General features: G+C 34.0%; 23 protein-coding genes. All 23 read right to left on the reverse strand.

Features of this window, described 5'->3' with window-relative positions; translation table 11 throughout:
* Positions 1–10 precede the first annotated feature (10 nt).
* The 23 genes from ACKF5P_RS07820 to ACKF5P_RS07930 all read right to left on the reverse strand — a co-directional run bounded on the left by ACKF5P_RS07820 (position 11) and on the right by ACKF5P_RS07930 (position 15,742).
* Entirely contained in the window at positions 11–616 is a 606-nt protein-coding gene (locus ACKF5P_RS07820) for a SpoIIIAH-like family protein (protein WP_408954655.1), read from the reverse strand.
* Positions 617–625: 9 nt separating this feature from the next.
* Complete coding sequence (locus ACKF5P_RS07825; RefSeq protein WP_408954656.1) at positions 626–1,225, reverse strand: hypothetical protein; 600 nt, start codon at positions 1,223–1,225, stop codon at positions 626–628.
* Positions 1,226–1,303: 78 nt separating this feature from the next.
* Complete coding sequence (gene spoIIIAF / locus ACKF5P_RS07830; RefSeq protein WP_408954657.1) at positions 1,304–1,852, reverse strand: stage III sporulation protein AF; 549 nt, start codon at positions 1,850–1,852, stop codon at positions 1,304–1,306.
* A 6-nt stretch (positions 1,853–1,858) separates the two neighbouring features.
* Positions 1,859–3,034: a stage III sporulation protein AE gene (gene spoIIIAE, locus ACKF5P_RS07835; RefSeq protein ID WP_408954658.1), complete on the reverse strand. Its 1,176-nt coding sequence runs from the start codon at positions 3,032–3,034 to the stop codon at positions 1,859–1,861.
* Positions 3,035–3,046: 12 nt separating this feature from the next.
* The gene (gene spoIIIAD, locus ACKF5P_RS07840; RefSeq protein WP_408954659.1) at positions 3,047–3,433 is read right to left on the reverse strand and encodes a stage III sporulation protein AD; all 387 of its coding nucleotides are present in this window, start codon (positions 3,431–3,433) and stop codon (positions 3,047–3,049) included.
* 11 nt (positions 3,434–3,444) lie between these two features.
* A complete protein-coding gene (gene spoIIIAC / locus ACKF5P_RS07845; RefSeq protein ID WP_248619034.1) occupies positions 3,445–3,639 on the reverse strand; it encodes a stage III sporulation protein AC in 195 nt (64 codons plus the stop codon).
* Between the two features lie 27 nt (positions 3,640–3,666).
* Positions 3,667–4,176: a stage III sporulation protein SpoIIIAB gene (gene spoIIIAB, locus ACKF5P_RS07850; protein ID WP_408954660.1), complete on the reverse strand. Its 510-nt coding sequence runs from the start codon at positions 4,174–4,176 to the stop codon at positions 3,667–3,669.
* 15 nt (positions 4,177–4,191) lie between these two features.
* Positions 4,192–5,148, reverse strand: a complete 957-nt coding sequence (gene spoIIIAA, locus ACKF5P_RS07855; protein ID WP_408954661.1) for a stage III sporulation protein AA — start codon at positions 5,146–5,148, stop codon at positions 4,192–4,194.
* Between the two features lie 272 nt (positions 5,149–5,420).
* Positions 5,421–5,981 carry an elongation factor P gene (gene efp / locus ACKF5P_RS07860; protein ID WP_408954662.1) on the reverse strand — a complete coding sequence of 187 codons (561 nt, stop codon included), beginning with the start codon at positions 5,979–5,981 and terminating at the stop codon, positions 5,421–5,423.
* Between the two features lie 83 nt (positions 5,982–6,064).
* A complete protein-coding gene (locus tag ACKF5P_RS07865) occupies positions 6,065–7,132 on the reverse strand; it encodes a M24 family metallopeptidase (RefSeq protein WP_408954663.1) in 1,068 nt (355 codons plus the stop codon).
* Positions 7,133–7,227: 95 nt separating this feature from the next.
* On the reverse strand, positions 7,228–7,659 hold the full coding sequence (gene aroQ, locus ACKF5P_RS07870) for a type II 3-dehydroquinate dehydratase (RefSeq protein WP_408954664.1): 432 nt from the start codon (positions 7,657–7,659) through the stop codon (positions 7,228–7,230).
* Entirely contained in the window at positions 7,656–8,753 is a 1,098-nt protein-coding gene (gene aroB, locus ACKF5P_RS07875) for a 3-dehydroquinate synthase (protein ID WP_408954665.1), read from the reverse strand. Before aroB ends, aroQ begins: the two co-directional genes overlap by 4 nt.
* A 91-nt stretch (positions 8,754–8,844) precedes the next feature.
* Positions 8,845–9,348: a shikimate kinase gene (locus tag ACKF5P_RS07880; protein WP_408954666.1), complete on the reverse strand. Its 504-nt coding sequence runs from the start codon at positions 9,346–9,348 to the stop codon at positions 8,845–8,847.
* A 6-nt stretch (positions 9,349–9,354) separates the two neighbouring features.
* Positions 9,355–10,602, reverse strand: coding sequence for a chorismate synthase (gene aroC / locus ACKF5P_RS07885; protein WP_408954667.1), 1,248 nt, complete (start codon positions 10,600–10,602; stop codon positions 9,355–9,357).
* Between the two features lie 28 nt (positions 10,603–10,630).
* The gene (locus tag ACKF5P_RS07890) at positions 10,631–11,197 is read right to left on the reverse strand and encodes a hypothetical protein (RefSeq protein WP_408954668.1); all 567 of its coding nucleotides are present in this window, start codon (positions 11,195–11,197) and stop codon (positions 10,631–10,633) included.
* Between the two features lies 1 nt (position 11,198).
* Positions 11,199–11,693, reverse strand: coding sequence for a type 4a pilus biogenesis protein PilO (gene pilO, locus ACKF5P_RS07895; RefSeq protein ID WP_408954669.1), 495 nt, complete (start codon positions 11,691–11,693; stop codon positions 11,199–11,201).
* Positions 11,690–12,190: a PilN domain-containing protein gene (locus ACKF5P_RS07900; RefSeq protein WP_408954670.1), complete on the reverse strand. Its 501-nt coding sequence runs from the start codon at positions 12,188–12,190 to the stop codon at positions 11,690–11,692. The genes pilO and ACKF5P_RS07900 overlap by 4 nt, the downstream gene beginning before the upstream one ends.
* Positions 12,183–13,217 (reverse strand): type IV pilus assembly protein PilM, encoded by a 1,035-nt coding sequence (pilM, locus tag ACKF5P_RS07905; RefSeq protein WP_408954671.1) that lies wholly within the window; start codon positions 13,215–13,217, stop codon positions 12,183–12,185. Before pilM ends, ACKF5P_RS07900 begins: the two co-directional genes overlap by 8 nt.
* Before the next feature lie 5 nt (positions 13,218–13,222).
* Complete coding sequence (locus ACKF5P_RS07910; protein WP_408954672.1) at positions 13,223–14,023, reverse strand: ComEA family DNA-binding protein; 801 nt, start codon at positions 14,021–14,023, stop codon at positions 13,223–13,225.
* Between the two features lie 14 nt (positions 14,024–14,037).
* Positions 14,038–14,484, reverse strand: coding sequence for a type II secretion system protein J (locus tag ACKF5P_RS07915; protein ID WP_408954673.1), 447 nt, complete (start codon positions 14,482–14,484; stop codon positions 14,038–14,040).
* Positions 14,485–14,495: 11 nt separating this feature from the next.
* Positions 14,496–14,849: a type II secretion system protein gene (locus ACKF5P_RS07920; RefSeq protein ID WP_408954674.1), complete on the reverse strand. Its 354-nt coding sequence runs from the start codon at positions 14,847–14,849 to the stop codon at positions 14,496–14,498.
* A 10-nt stretch (positions 14,850–14,859) separates the two neighbouring features.
* Positions 14,860–15,354, reverse strand: a complete 495-nt coding sequence (locus ACKF5P_RS07925; protein WP_408954675.1) for a GspH/FimT family pseudopilin — start codon at positions 15,352–15,354, stop codon at positions 14,860–14,862.
* Positions 15,332–15,742 (reverse strand): type II secretion system protein, encoded by a 411-nt coding sequence (locus ACKF5P_RS07930; RefSeq protein ID WP_408954676.1) that lies wholly within the window; start codon positions 15,740–15,742, stop codon positions 15,332–15,334. The genes ACKF5P_RS07925 and ACKF5P_RS07930 overlap by 23 nt, the downstream gene beginning before the upstream one ends.
* Positions 15,743–15,749: the final 7 nt, after the last annotated feature.

The raw sequence follows: 15,749 nt of genomic DNA on the forward strand, positions 1-15,749 counted from the left end.
TATTTGTCAATTATTCAGGTTTTTTCTCAATTATAGTTATATTCCCTAGACTAATTCCTGTACTATTAGAAACTATATCTCCAATTTTAGCCACATCTTGTTTTTGTAATCCTTCAGTAGCTATAATTAATTCTATTGAACTGTCATGTAAGAATGCTAATCCGTCATTATACCCCCGAGCTCTAATCATACTTTCAATTTCCATCTCTTTTTCTATATTATTAGTTATTTGTAATAAGCGTTCTTGTGCTTGAACCTTCAATTTATCATCAGAATTAGGGTTATTTATCATTTCCCGCAATAGATTAATCTGTTCACTACGAGCTTGATCACGTTCCATTCGATACTCTACAAAGAAGTTAGTATCGTGACTATCCTCCTGTGCAACACTAGTAGCTAATTCTTCTTCTAGCTTCTCAACCTCCTTTAATTGCTCACTATCCATTTCTTCATAATTTGTTGTCTTGAATTCAACTTCTTGATCAGAAGAGACTTCAGCTAACTGCCCTCCTTCGGGAAGTTGATGAACTACAACAGCAGTTACCATTCCTACCCAGACCATTAATACTAAAAACCAACCCATTTTCTTTTTTAACTCTGATTTACCTATGATCATTATTATTCCCTACCTTTCTTTTGGTAATACAATAATTTTATGGCTAGGCACCCCTAATCCCCTTCTGATCGCTTGCATTAAGTCGGCCTTAACATAAGAATTCCCTGCCCCTTCAGCAACAACTAACACTCCTCTAATTTTAGGTTTAATCTCTTTTCTTACTAATGCTTCCTCCCCAGTACCTTTATTTATAATAACTATTTCTTCTCTTTTATCAGATTCAATCGTATTTCTAATTCCACCTGCATCATCTTCTTCTTTAACTTCCTGATTTGATTGCTGGTAATCCCTGACATAAACATACTCTGAACTGGTATCTAATGTAACATCAACAGCTACTCTTCCTACCCCCTGTACTTGAGATAAAATAGATGCTAGTTTTTTTTCTAATTCTTCTTCTAAAGCCAAAGCACCTCCAGCACTAGATTGCTGGTGATTATAATCTTGCTTCGAACCTTCAGGCTGAGAAAAGTTACCACCAAAATCCCCAAGCAATATCAAAAAAACTCCCATTAAGATAAATAAACCTAGGTAACGAATAAACTTTAATTGTGATTTACTTAAATTACTATTTAAAATCTCTTTTAAAAATGAATCTTCAGCTCCCATTCTTCTTCTCCTTTCTGAGCTAACTCAAAAATTAACTTATTAGCTATCATAATCACTTAACCTCAACTAAATAGCCCTCTAATTAAAATTGACTTCAACCTGCTCTAAATTAAGACCATAAAAGTTAGTAATTAATTCTTTTATTTTTTTTTCTTTCTGATCAGATTTAGAATCTTTATCTTCCTGAGACAAATCAATATTTACTGGATTAATTCTACCTTTTTGAGCTCTAATTTTTATTTTTTCTAATTCATTTTCTTGATCTAAACTCAATTTTACTGTGGATTCTATTTGAAAATTAAATTCTATAAAAGATTCAATCTGCTTACCCAACCTCTGTTCATATTCATCCCTTATTTCATTATCCTGCTCTCTTTTTAAACTTTCACCATATTCTAAAACTTCATCAAAGGAAGGTTTTTGGATGCTGAATAAATCTAAATTCAATATTTGTTGAGGATAACGGGCCAAACTTAAAATAGGATTCAATACGACTAATATAATAAAAAAACCAATAATTACCTTAACAAAACTCTTCATTTGACCACTAGGAACCAACATCTGAATAAAATTAGAAAATAAGATAACTAACACTATATTTTTAACCCATTCTCGTAGCTGATCCAATTTTTATCACCTCATCATCACACTAAAATTAGCTACCCCTACCAACATTATAATCACTACAAAAAACATCAGTCCTACTGCTGCTACTGAAGCAAAGATCAATAAAAGACTATTTGCTAATTTATCAAGACAACTAACTATTTTGGGATCACTAACCGGCTGAATAATTGCACTTGCTAGCCGATAGATAAATGCCATCGCAATAATCTTAAGCACTGATAAAGAACAAAAGATCAAGACAATAATTACACTAAAAACTCCCAAAGCATTCTTGATTAATAATGAACCACCAATAATCATATCTAAAGCACTAGCTAAATAACCTCCTACAATCGGAACGAAGGTTCCTGTTAAATACTTAGCAGTTCTAATTGTAACCCCATCACTGACCGTACCAATTGTACCCTGAGTTACTATTGCCGCCATAAAGACAGTCATAATTACTCCCAAAACTCCCATACTTAACTGTTTAAATAGTCCAGCCAAACCTGTTACCTCAAATTCATCAGAAATATTATTCACAATATCCAAAATAGTAGCTAAAAATATCAAAGGAAAAACAACATTCCTAACCAAAGTACTTAAGGCACTAACAATCAGAAAGCTAATTGGATGGAACAAAGCAGCAGAAGTGACATTGCCCATACTAACTAATAATGATAACAGCAATGGTAAGATTGCTTGCATAATATCAACCATATTCGTAATTGCTTCTGTTCCAGTAGTTACTGCAACCTTAAAGGAATTTAAAGCAATAATGACTAAGACAAGATAGACAATCCCATTAGCTAATTTACTGACTTCTTGTCCAGCAAAATTTCCTTGAAAGCTCTTTAAAATTGCTACAATCATTGCTAAAATAATTAATTGCCCAAGCAGAGTACTATTAGCTATTATCTCATCAAATAAATAATGTACTAAGCCTTTAATAATCTCTGCTGGCATACCAGAAATTCCTTCTTGCCGAAATAGATCAATTATATTTTTAACTTCTAATCTAGGTAAATAATCTCCAGCATCTCGATTTAAGTCATTAACTACTTCTTCTAATTCACCTAAATTCAAGTTTTGTAATTGATCCTCTATAATACTATCAGGCTCAATATCTTCATTAGCTAGTACTGGATTACAGCTTAAAAATAACAAGCTTATACTGAGTAACATAACAATTTTTTTCTTCATCTTCTCACGCCCTTATGGCAAAAGTTGAAGTATTGATTCTAAAATTGAGATCATAATTGGAACCCCTAATACCATAATCATTATCTTTCCTGCAAATTCTATCTTAGAAGCTATAATATTCTCTCCCGCATCACGACAAATTTGGGCTCCAAATTCAGCTATATAAGCAATCCCAATTACTTTTAAAATCGTATTGACATAAACTAAATCAATATTAGCCTCATCTGCTAACCTACGCATTACATCAACGATCACAGCAATTCGATCAACCATCAAAATAAAAATAATCAAACCAACAACCAAGCTTAATTGTAATGCTAACTCTGGTCTATACTGTTTAACTACTATGGTAAATATGGTTCCAATCAGACCTAATCCTACAACTTGGACAATCTCCATTCTCCCCCTCCTCAAAAACCAAAAATACTCCTTACACTAGTAAATAACTCATCAATTAATTGAATTATGACCATTAAAACAATAATCACCCCTACTAATGTTAACATTTGGGCCTGTTCTTCTTTATTAGCCTGTTTTAAGACCATATTAAATACAGAAATTAAAATTCCTAGACCAGCAATTTTAAAGACTAAATCTATATCCATCACTTAACCCCTTCCCAAAATCAAGATTTAAAAGATTAAAATCACGATAAATAAACCGAGTAAAACCCCTAAATACCTCCAGAGTTTAACCTTTTGCTCTTTTTCTTCGACAGCTTGCTGATGTAAATTGGTTAATTTATGCTGGGCTAAACTTAAATGTTTCTGCTGATCTTGACTTGCTGATTGGCCCAAGTTATGTCCTAAACTGACCAAAACATCTTTATCACTTTCAAGTAAAGCTGTTTCAGAAAAGATTTTTTTAATTGCTTGCTGCCAGGCTTGTTGAGCAGTAGACCCTGTTTCTAATTCCTCTTGGGCAACTAAAAATAATCCTGCAACTGAAGTAGATAGACTCTTTGAAATTTTAGCAAAAGCCTGGGGTAAAGGGGTTAAGCCATAACTTATTTCAGTTTCTAACATCTGTAAAGCAGTCTGTAACTCTTGTAATTCCTTTACTCGCAAAACAAACTGTTTAGCCACCACAAATCCAATTGCACCACTGCCTATTATTATTAGGCTAGCTCCTATTAGTTTCATCATCAGCCTCCTCTCTTATCTTTTGATAATCTTTTCTATCGTTCCTGGCCCTGATCGTCCGCTCAAGATAATAATCCGTTTAAAGACATCTTCTCGCAACAGTTCTTTTAAATTTAGCCGAGACCTAATATCTGCTAAATTATCTCCATGAATAGTTGTAATTACTCTAACCCCTGCATTGAGAGCCTCCCAAACTGCTTTAACATCTTCTCTGGAGCCAATCTCATCTGTTACAATTAGATCAGGCGACATTGACCTGATCAATAACATCATCCCTTCAGCTTTAGGAGCCCGATCTAATAAATCTGTTCTCATTCCTAATCTATTCTGAGCTACCCCTTGATATGCACCACCAATCTCCGAACGCTCATCTACTACCCCTACCTTTAATCCCTTGAAGTTCAATTTAGAAATCCCATTACTAATCTGCCTAGTCAAATCTCTAAGTAGAGTTGTTTTCCCACAACGTGGTGGTGAAATAATTAACGTATTGTAAACATCATCAGCACCAGTAATAATCTGTCTGATCACTTCATCAGCTGCTCCTATAATCTCTTGGCATAAGCGAATATTCAATCCTGAAATATATTTAATTCGTTTAATTTGATTATGTTCTCTGATCACTTGACCAACTAGCCCAACTCGATGACCTCCCGGCAACGTTAAATAACCTGCTTTTAACTCTTCTTCAACTGTATATAGGGAACTGGCTGTCATTAAATTTAGTGTATCTGTAATATCAGACTGGCTTACTTGGTAAGCCTGTCTCATATCTTTTCTGGTTAAGCCAGATTTATCAATAAATAATTCCTCCTCTGTTAATTCTAAAACCAATGGTTTATTGGCCCTTAATCGAATTTCTACTAAATTAGCTAACTTAGCATCTACTAAATTACTGATAATTCTTCTTAGCCTAGGAGCTAAGACCGGTAAAATATTTTGATTTAGAACTTTATTAACTTTATTGCTCATATACACCACCCCTACTATCTAATTCTATTATTTTCATGGTAAATTTATGCAAACAAAAAAATAAAGTTACCAAAAAGACAACCAGGTTTAATTGATATATAACTTAAGTTTAAATCCAAGCCTAAGTTTAAGTAAAAACTAAAAACCATTATGTTTTTAACGATTACCTTAGACTTAACCTCAACCTTAAGCTTAAGCTATTTTATAATAATACTTCACTTTATATAAAATAAAAAAAGCCAAGCTAGGCATTAAGCCCAACTTGGTTAATATTAATTAACTCGTTCTATATATTCACCTGTTCTAGTATCTACTTTTAATATATCTCCTTCTTCAATAAACAACGGCACTGAAACTTCAGTCCCTGTCTCTAAAGTAACTGTTTTAGAAGCTCCAGAAACAGTATTACCTGCTACTGCTGGAGGAGCATCTGTTACTGCTAACTCAACAAAGACAGGCACATCCACTCCAATTGGATTCCCTTGGTATAGTTGTATTTCGATATCAGAATTTTCCTTAATAAACTTGGCTGCATCTCCAATCTCCTCTTGATTTAAAGTGATTTGCTCATAATTCTCTTTATCCATAAATGTATAATCCTTACCACCCTTGTATAAAAACTGATAAGTTCTACTTTCAATATGAGCCTTATTCACTTTCTCCCCAGCTCTAAATCGTTTATTAGTCGTCTGTCCAGTCTCAATGTTTTTTAACTTTGTCTGTAAAAATGCTCCACCTTTTCCTGGTTTAACATGATCATAGTTGACTATCTTGTACAATTGCCCATCCAACTCAATCGTCAAACCAGTCCGAAATTCATTGGTTGAAATCACTGATTAGTCCTCCTTTGTAAGCGATAATAATAATCTCCTTAATTACTATTCAAGAACTTATTTAAAAAACCTGCAACTATCAACTAAACTACTATTAACTCCTTATTAAATTTATTCAACACTTGACAACCATCTTCAGTAACAACTACTATATCTTCAATCCTAACCCCGCCCCAGTCTGGTAAATAAATACCAGGTTCTACTGTCAGTACCATCCCTGGTTCCAAGACTGTATCATCTTTAGGTGATAATCTTGGCCCTTCATGTATCTCTAATCCAACTGAGTGACCCAATCCATGTCCAAAATAATCTCCGTAACTAGCTTTAGTAATGATATCTCGAGCAACCTGATCAACATCGGATGCTTTTACTCCTGCTTTAATACCTTTCAGAGACTCTTGTTGTGCTTCTAACACTGTGTAATAGACCTCTTTTTGTTTCTTCGTTGGCCCATCTCCAACGACCACAGTCCTTGTCATATCAGAACAGTATCCCTTATAAAGACAGCCAAAATCTATCGTTACTAAGTCACCAACTTCAATTTCCTTCTCACTTGCTACCCCATGTGGTAGTGCAGAACGTTTTCCAGAAGCAACAATAAAATCAAATGATTTTCCACTCGCTCCCTTCTTGCGAAGCAAGAATTCTAACTCAGCAGCAATATCTCGTTCGATTACTCCTGGTTGTAGACTTTGTTGGATTTCAAAGAAAGCTTCCTCCGTAATCTGAACTGCTTCCTTTATTTTAGTTACCTCAGTTTGATCTTTAACCTTTCGTATTTCTTTAACCAACCCTTTAGTTGCTTTTAATTCTAGATCGAGCTTATCTTGATACTTTAAATACTGATCATAAGTTTCATGCTCAGCTTCAAAGCCTAATATCTCAATTTGTTGCTCATTAATTAGCTGACTTAACATCTCTAATTTAGAATCATTGAATTCAATAATTTCATAATCTGCTGCCTCTACTTCAGCTTGTTCAGTATAGCGAAAATCAGTTACTAACATTGCATCTTGTTGAGTAATTAATAAGCTACCTGCTGTTCCGGTAAACCCACTTAAATATCTTCTATTTGCTGGATCATTGACCAATAAAGCATCTATTTTCTCTTTTTTTAGTTTTACTCTTAATTTTTCAATTCTAATTTGCACTTAATCACTCCCACTAAAAAGTAGTATATAAATTAATAGTCAATAATTAAAAGTCAAGATTATAAAGGTAATTAAAACTAAACTCCTAAAAAAACTTAACCGATTAATGTTAATGCTTGCTGCAGGGCCAAAATATAGCTATTCGCTCCAAATCCTGCAATTTGTCCGGTCACAACAGGTGAAACAACTGATTTATGCCTAAACTCTTCTCTCTGATAAATGTTACTTAGATGGACCTCAATAATCGGCACCTCAACTGCTGCTAAAGCATCACGAATTGCAATACTATAATGGGTATAAGCAGCAGGATTAATAATAATCGCCTCTACTTCCTCTACAATCGATTGTTGAATCCGATCCACCAATTCACCTTCACTATTAGACTGGAAAGTTTCTAATGCAAGGTCATTTTCAGTAGCAATCCTTTGTAATTCCTGATTGATATCTTCTAAAGTCTCTAAACCATAAACATCTGGCTCACGAGTACCCAATAGATTCAAGTTTGGCCCATGAAGTACTAGAATCACTTATTATCACCAACCTTTATTTCTTGAATAACCTCTTTGATCAAACCCTCTTCTAAATTAGCAATAATCTCAACTTCTCCAACCTCTTTAGCCAAGATAAATCTGATGACTCCATCTTGAACCTTTTTATCCTTAGTTAATGCCTGATAAATTTCATCTGCTGACCATTGGTCAAAGTAGGTAGGCAACCCAAAATTTTTGATCAATCTTTGCTGTCTAATCACATCAGATTCATCTATCCATCCAATTCGATTAGCCAACTTAGCTGCTCCAACCATTCCAATCGCTACTCCTTCACCATGTCGATATATTTTATAATTTGTAACTGCTTCTAAAGCATGTCCAATTGTATGACCATAATTTAAAATTGCCCGTAAACCTCTTTCTGTTTCATCTTGAGCCACTATTGCTGATTTAATCTGACAAGATAATTTAATTAAATGTTGTAAAGGCTGGGCTTTTAAAGCTAAAACTTCTCTATAATTACGCTCTAAAAATGTAAAGAATTCTTCATCCCAAATGACACCATATTTAATAACCTCAGCTAAACCTGCTTTTAGTTCCCTTTCTTCTAAAGTCGATAACACATTAATATCTGCCACTACTAACTTTGGTTGATAAAAAGCCCCAATTAAATTTTTCCCTGCTGAATGATTAACTGCTACCTTTCCTCCAACACTACTATCAACCTGGGCCAACAATGTAGTAGGCACCTGAATAAAATTGATCCCTCTCATGTAAGTAGCAGCAATAAAACCAGCAATATCACCGACTACACCACCACCTAAAGCTAAAATCGAAGAGGTGCGATCTAGACCAGCTGTTACTACTTCATCATATAACTGCTGAGCAGTCTCTAAAGATTTATACTCTTCACCATCACCAATTTTAGCCACTTCAACTGTAAAGCCAACTTCTTTCAATGAATCTTTCACCTTTTGACCATATAAACTATCAACTAACTCATTAGTTATGATCAACACTTTTGATCCTATTTCTAACTCCGTTAAGTAAGTACCGATATTTTTTAACAAATTTTTCCCAACTTTGATTTGATAACTTCGTGTTCCTAGATCAACCTTTACCTCTTCCATAATCTCCCCCCCAGAAAACAAATTTACAGTTTATAATTGATAATTAAAAGTCAGAGATCTTAAATCATTAAAATTAATACATAATTGTAATTCACCGTAATTCTAACTGTTCAATTATCTCATCTACAACTTCAGTCAATGACAAGCCAGTAGTATCAACCTGGTAAGGAGTACAATTATAATTCTCCTTACGCTCAGTTAACAACTTCTCAATCTTTCCTAGCGGATCATCAACCTCTAACAGTGGTCGATTGCCATCTTGACTAGTACGTCTTAATATCTCCTCAGAAGTAGCAGTCAATAAAGCTAAAGTACCATTATCTTTTAAAGCCTCTAAATTTTCTTCCTTCAATACTACTCCTCCACCAGTGGCAATCACCTGTTTATCTTTTTTAGCTATCTTTTTGGTAACTTCAGTCTCAAGCTGTCTAAAATACTCTTCGCCCAAAGTAGCAAAAATTTGTGGTATCTCTAAACCTTCATACTTAACAATCTCTTGATCTAAATCAACAAACTTATAGCCTACTTTTTCTGCTAACTTCTTTCCTACTGAACTCTTTCCTGTCCCCATAAATCCGATTAAGACTATATTCATCTTTACCTACCTCTGTTCCAACATTGCTAAGTAATTATCATAATTTGTTTTAATCTCTTCTAAGCTATCTCCACCAAACTTTTCTAATAATGCTTTAGCCAACTCAACTGCTACTACTGCCTCTCCTACTACACTCGCTGCAGGTACAGCTGTTACATCTGAACGTTCAACACTTGCTTTAAACTCCTCTTTTGTCTCCAAATCAACTGAAGATAATGGTTGATATAAAGTAGGAATCGGCTTCATGACTGCTTTTAAGACAATCTCTTCTCCATTACTGATTCCTCCTTCTATCCCCCCAGCATTATTTGAACTACGATAAAACCCACCTTGATAACTAATTTCATCATGGACATTAGATCCATACATCTCTCCAGCTTCAAATCCTAAACCAACCTCTACTCCTTTAATAGCCTGAATACTGATCAGTGCCTGGGCCAACTTCCCATCCAATTTGCGATCCCAATGGACATGACTACCCAGACCGACAGGCAAAGAGTTGGCCCTTATTTCAAATATTCCTCCTAAAGAATCCCCTTCTTCTTTACAGATATCGATCTCTTTAATCATCTCCTCTGTTATTTTAGAATCAATACATCTAACTGGAGATTGATCACTTTTAGCCTTGATTTCAGAAAAACTAACTTCTTCCTCTTCAATTTTGGCCCGACCTATCTGTAATACATGGCTTACTATTTCAATTCCAAATTGCTGTAAAAATTTCTTAGCAACAGCTCCTATTGCTACTCTAACTGCCGTCTCTCTGGCGCTGGCCCTCTCTAAAATATTTCTAATATCAGTTTGATTATACTTTAAACCACCTGCCAAATCAGCGTGGCCAGGTCGTGGCTTAGTCACCTTAGGAGTAACCGATTTGACCTTCTCCTCCTTCTTAATCATTACTTCCTCTTGATCATAACCTGAATTGCCAAAAGGGGCCAACACCTGTTGCCAATTCTCCCAGTCATCATTTCTAATCTGAAAAGTAATCGGACTGCCTAATGTCTTCCCTCCTCTAATTCCAGATAAAATTTCAATTTGATCTGTCTCTATTTTCATTCTTCCACCACGACCATATCCACCTTGACGTCTAGCCAACTCACGATCAATCTCTTCTCTTGTAACCTCTAAATTTGCTGGAATACCTTCTAAAATTCCTGTAATTGCTTTCCCATGTGATTCTCCTGCTGTTAAATAACGAATTTTATACTCCTCCTTTTTTACATAGAATAAATTTTTAATTAATTTTATCATTATTTTCCTCAAAAATAAATAACTAATTCTAAAAACCAAAGCTATAGCGACCAGTATCCCGTTCAATAATAATTTGATTATCTAAAATAGCCTCAATTTTAAAACCAGAAATTTGATCATCAACTTGAGCTAATTTACTTTCTCCATTTAATTCAAGCAAAACCAAACTTTCTTCTGCTCTATTTACTACACCTAATATTTCTACTTCAAAATTAAATTCACTTCCATCTTTTAACTTAGTTCCCGAATCATCTTGAAATCCCTCTTTAATCTTTCTTTCATTTTGATAACTGAATTTAGATTTAGATAGTTCTGCTAAATTTAAAAATGGACTCTCTCGCACCACCTCTTCTATCCCATACAACTGGTATAGATCTATCTCTTCTTGACTAGATTGCTCATCGTATAATTGCTCATTCAACTCTATCTTATCTTGCCCTTTATTTTCAAAAGCCTCTTCAGTACCTTGGGAAAAGAAGAGTAGATTAACCCACAACCCCATAGCTAATACAGTTAATCCCAATAAAATTATCAATTTCTTTGTAGAAGTTTCCTCAAATTCTTTAGTTAATCTGACTATTAACTTCTCTAACATCTCATTCACCACTTTGCAGAGCATAAATATGTATTAATAAATCCAGACTTAATTTATTTTCTGCTATATTTTTTAATCCCAATTCTTCAATAGTTACTAACCTATCTTGACCTTCTAAATCTAAAATAAAATTGGTTAAATCTTTATAACCCCCTCTAAAAGAGGCTTCTAACGGAAGTTTAACTAACTGTTCAGTTTCAAACTTGCTATTAGGTGTAAAGTTTATTAAACTAATCTCATATTTAGCTATCATTTCTTCAAGTTGACTTATAAACTCACTCAACTTAATTTGAGAAGGTAATACAAAATCCTTCTGCTCAATAAGGTTACTATCCTTAAACCTAGTTGCTTTCTCTATTTCTAATTTTGATTTCTGCTGTAAACTAGCAACTTCTCTATAATTAGATCTAACATAAATCATAGTACCATAATTCGCTATTAGTAAAGCAATTAATAAGATTAAATAACTCTTCTTTGTAACTGTTAATAATCTCATTTTTTAATCTTCCCTTCAAGTTCCAATAAAATAATATCATCTTTTAACCTCTCAGTAGCTAACAATTCAACCTGAGCAAAAAAAGGATATTTATTCAATCTTGTAATTATTTTAAGTACTTGTTGCTCATCAATTGTTTTAGCAATAATTAAAAAGTTTTCTTCATCAGTAATCATAAATTCTTCTATCCAAAGCTCAGGAGGTATAATCAAATTAAGATCAGCAATAATCTGTCCATAACTTAATAATTGAGCAGTACCTAACTCTGTAATTGCTTGCTGTCTCTGCTCTAACATTTCTAACTCGACTAAAGATAACTCAGTACTTTGCTTCTTAATTTGCCCCAGTTCTTTTTGATATTCAGTAACTAAAAAACTACTATATAACCCCCAGCCTAATACTATAACTAACAGACAAGATAGAACAATCAAACTAATTTTTTTATACATATCATACCTTCTCTGCTTTTTTATCTCAATCGGTAATAAATCAATCATCTTCTAATCCCCTCAATGCTAAACCTAAACTGACTGCCATTAAAGCAAATTTATCACGCAAATAATGGCTAGTAAATTTTTCAGAATCAAAATCAATTATTGCTAATTGTTTACCAACCCCTACCCTTAATTGTAGTTTCTGTTGTAAAAACTCTTTCAACCCCTTTAACTTAGCTCCTCCACCAGTCAAAGTGATTCTCTGGGGAGCATCGTTTTTAAACTTTAATTGAAAATAATCGATTGCCCGTTTAACTTCTTTTAGCAAAGTTATTGAAGTATTAGTTATCATTCCTGACTTAAATAAATTCTGATTCTTTTTATATCTTCTTGCTTCCCTTAAATTAATACTCTGCTCACTTTTAACCTTAACCTCTTCTGAAAAATCCCTGCCTCCCACAGATAAAACACGCCTAAATACAAACTTACCTTGTTTAAATGCTACAAATTCAGTTTCATCTTTTCCTAAATCAAGCAAAATCAGATCATCCTTTATATTCTCTTGACTAAGTAAGCTCCTTTGTAAAGCCAACATCTCAATATCAACAGCTTTAACTTGTAAACCAACCCTTTCTATTAAGCTAACATAATCTAATACAATCTCTTTTTTAACAGCTACTAAAAGTAACTCAATCTCTGTCTTCTTCTGCTCAATTATATGATAATCTAAAACCACTTCCTGTCTAGAAAATGGTAGATAATCTTCAGCTTCCCAGATAACTATTTCTGCTAATTCTTCTAGCTCCATTTGTGGCAAGTTTAATTTTTTAACAAATAATTTACTACCTGACATAGCTACCACAACCTCTTGCCCTTGTAAATCATATTCAGTTACAAGCAACTCCAAAACCTCTTGTAACTCCTCTTCCTTCTTAATTACTCCCTCTTGAATAACCCCTTCAGGCAACTTTTTAATAATACACTCCTGTAACTTAGGGACTTGAGAATCCCTTACTAACTGGGCCAACTTCACTGAATCAGCTCCAATATCCAAACCTAATGAAAATTTATTATTATTCCTTGACCACACCTTGATTAACCTCCTAAATCTAAAGCTATTCTTTTATTATACTTTTGCTCAGCTTGCTCAAGCTCTATCTCAATCTGCAATAAACCTGCCTTAACTGTAACTAGATCCTCTAGTTGTTCATAAGTATTATTACCAACCCCTGCAACTTCTTTTAATTGCTCTATCTTTATATACCTGCCTTCTTGTTGACGATGAGTAACTATTTCTTCAGCTAAAGATTTGCCAATCTCAGGTAAAGTCTGTAATACAATCTGACAAGCAGTATTGAGATTAATATTTCCAGTTGAATCGACTGTGATATAATCCTTAATAGTCTGATAGGTCGTCTGACCAATACCTGCAAGCTTTAAAATTTCTGCCTGCTCATCATAATAACGATTATTAATTATCCTTTCTGCTAATGTTTTACCAACCCCTGACAATGACTCTAACATCTCTTGGCTATGTAGATTCAAATTAACTTGAGCAGCTTGGTCTGTAATCTCTACTATTTTATAATCAATTTTAACTACCTCATCATACAGCTTACTTTCAATCTCTTCTGTCCCTTCAAAGGAAATTGTGGCCAGCTCTTCTCTGGTCACTAATTGATCGGTCAACTGCTCTGCTAATTCTACAATCACTTGATGGCCAATTACTACTTCTAATCCTTCCTGCCAATAACCTTCCTGAACCATCTGTTGATAATTAGCAGTAATCTGTAATTCATTAGTTACTAACTGCACAAACAAAGGAATTAAACTCCCAATCACAACCAAGATAATTATAACAAAGATTGTAATATACCCTTGCTCTTCTCTAATCATTGCTTTCACCCAATCTATCTATTAATAACTAATCCTGTCTCCAACTCTCTTTTCAACTCATCTTTCTCTGCCACCAATTTAATAACTAATAAATCATCAGCCACCAATTCAAATTTCAGATCACTGATTCGATTACTGATCAAATTTAGATCATCATTATGGGCCAACCCTATTTCTGACTTGTAATAAATCTCTTGCTCATCAAATTGCTGATCATAAAAAGAGATTCTTTGCTGCTCAACAGTAATTATTTGCTTAGCTGAGCGTAAATTATTTACTAACTGGTTCATACTGATCCTCAACTCCTGTTGTAACTGCGAATGTAAATTACTATTTAGCCAAGTTGTGATTAACACTCTATTAATTCCTATTAAAGAGCCCATTAGAATCCCTAAAATTGAAATTACCACCATCATCTCCACTACTGTATAACCATCATCCCCACCAAACAAATTATTCATTTTAATCCACCCTAAACCAATCGAGAACCAAATGTCTCTAATTCTACTTTTAATTCTTCTTGCCAATAGACTCTAACTATTATCTGCTTTAAATCCTCTTCAATCTGCTCAACTTCAACTGAATACTGATAACCACTAGTCTCACCTACTGGTTGTTGATAAATAGTCATCAACTCCTCAAATTCTTGATTTTTTTCTTCTTCTATTTTTAGTTGGGCCAAAGCAGTAGCCTCAGTAATAACTGAAGCAGTAGCCAATTTTTCTGTAGTGCTAGCTACCGTATTAGCTACTGGAATTAACAAAACTCCAATGACCGTAATCACTATTAACAACTCAATTACAGTAAATCCTTCTGTTTCAGACACCACTACACCCCTATTCTAAATTAAGCTCGCCAGCATTAGAAGAATAGACTATCTTCCTTGTACCATAATCCTCTAATTCAAGTTTGATCCCACCATTATGTCCCGCCAAATTCCCTAATTTCTTAAAGAAGACAGCTCGCTCTGCATTAAATCCTTCAGTTACAAGCTCAGTATATTCAGGTAAAGTAACCTCTTTGATCATTAGCTGTTCAAATTCAACTTTTCTTATAACTTTAGGTTCTAGCTGATCTTTAACTATTGCATACTTATCTCGAGTTAAATCAAAGATAACTCCCCATTCTTCCTGATTAATAACTGCCTGCTGGCGAGCCCATTTCAAATCACTGACCAACTGATTAATTGTAGTTTCTAATTCAAGATAATCTAAATAACTATTAAATGTAGGGCCAACTAAAAGCAATAACCCACTCATAATTGCACAAACGACTAACAGTTCTACTAAGGTAAACCCCTGCTGTTGATTAATCTTCATTATCTTCTTCAATTAATCCCTTATCGGTTTGATAATAATATTGTAATCCATCAATCTTAAATGAAATTTCAAATCCTTCAGTCTCGTCTAATAAAGAATAGGAAAAGTCTTCGATATTTAAATCATCCAGTGTAGCTAGATTGATATAATCTTCAATTTCACCATGTAAACCCTCATAATTATCCTCATCTCCTTTTGGATAATCCCCCTCCACCAAATAATGCATTTGTATTGCTTCAGCAATATTCGTAATCTGGGTCAAAGCCACTTGCTTTTCTGCCCGTCCTTTTAACTGAGCAACTTGAGGTATGGCTAAACTGGTAAATATTCCAATAATTGCAATAACGATCATCAATTCAATCAGAGTAAATCCTTCCTCACCAACAATATAATCCTTCATCTTACTC

Origin of the sequence: Natroniella sp. ANB-PHB2, assembly GCF_046097105.1 — a bacterium.
GTDB lineage: Bacteria > Bacillota > Halanaerobiia > Halobacteroidales > Halobacteroidaceae > Natroniella.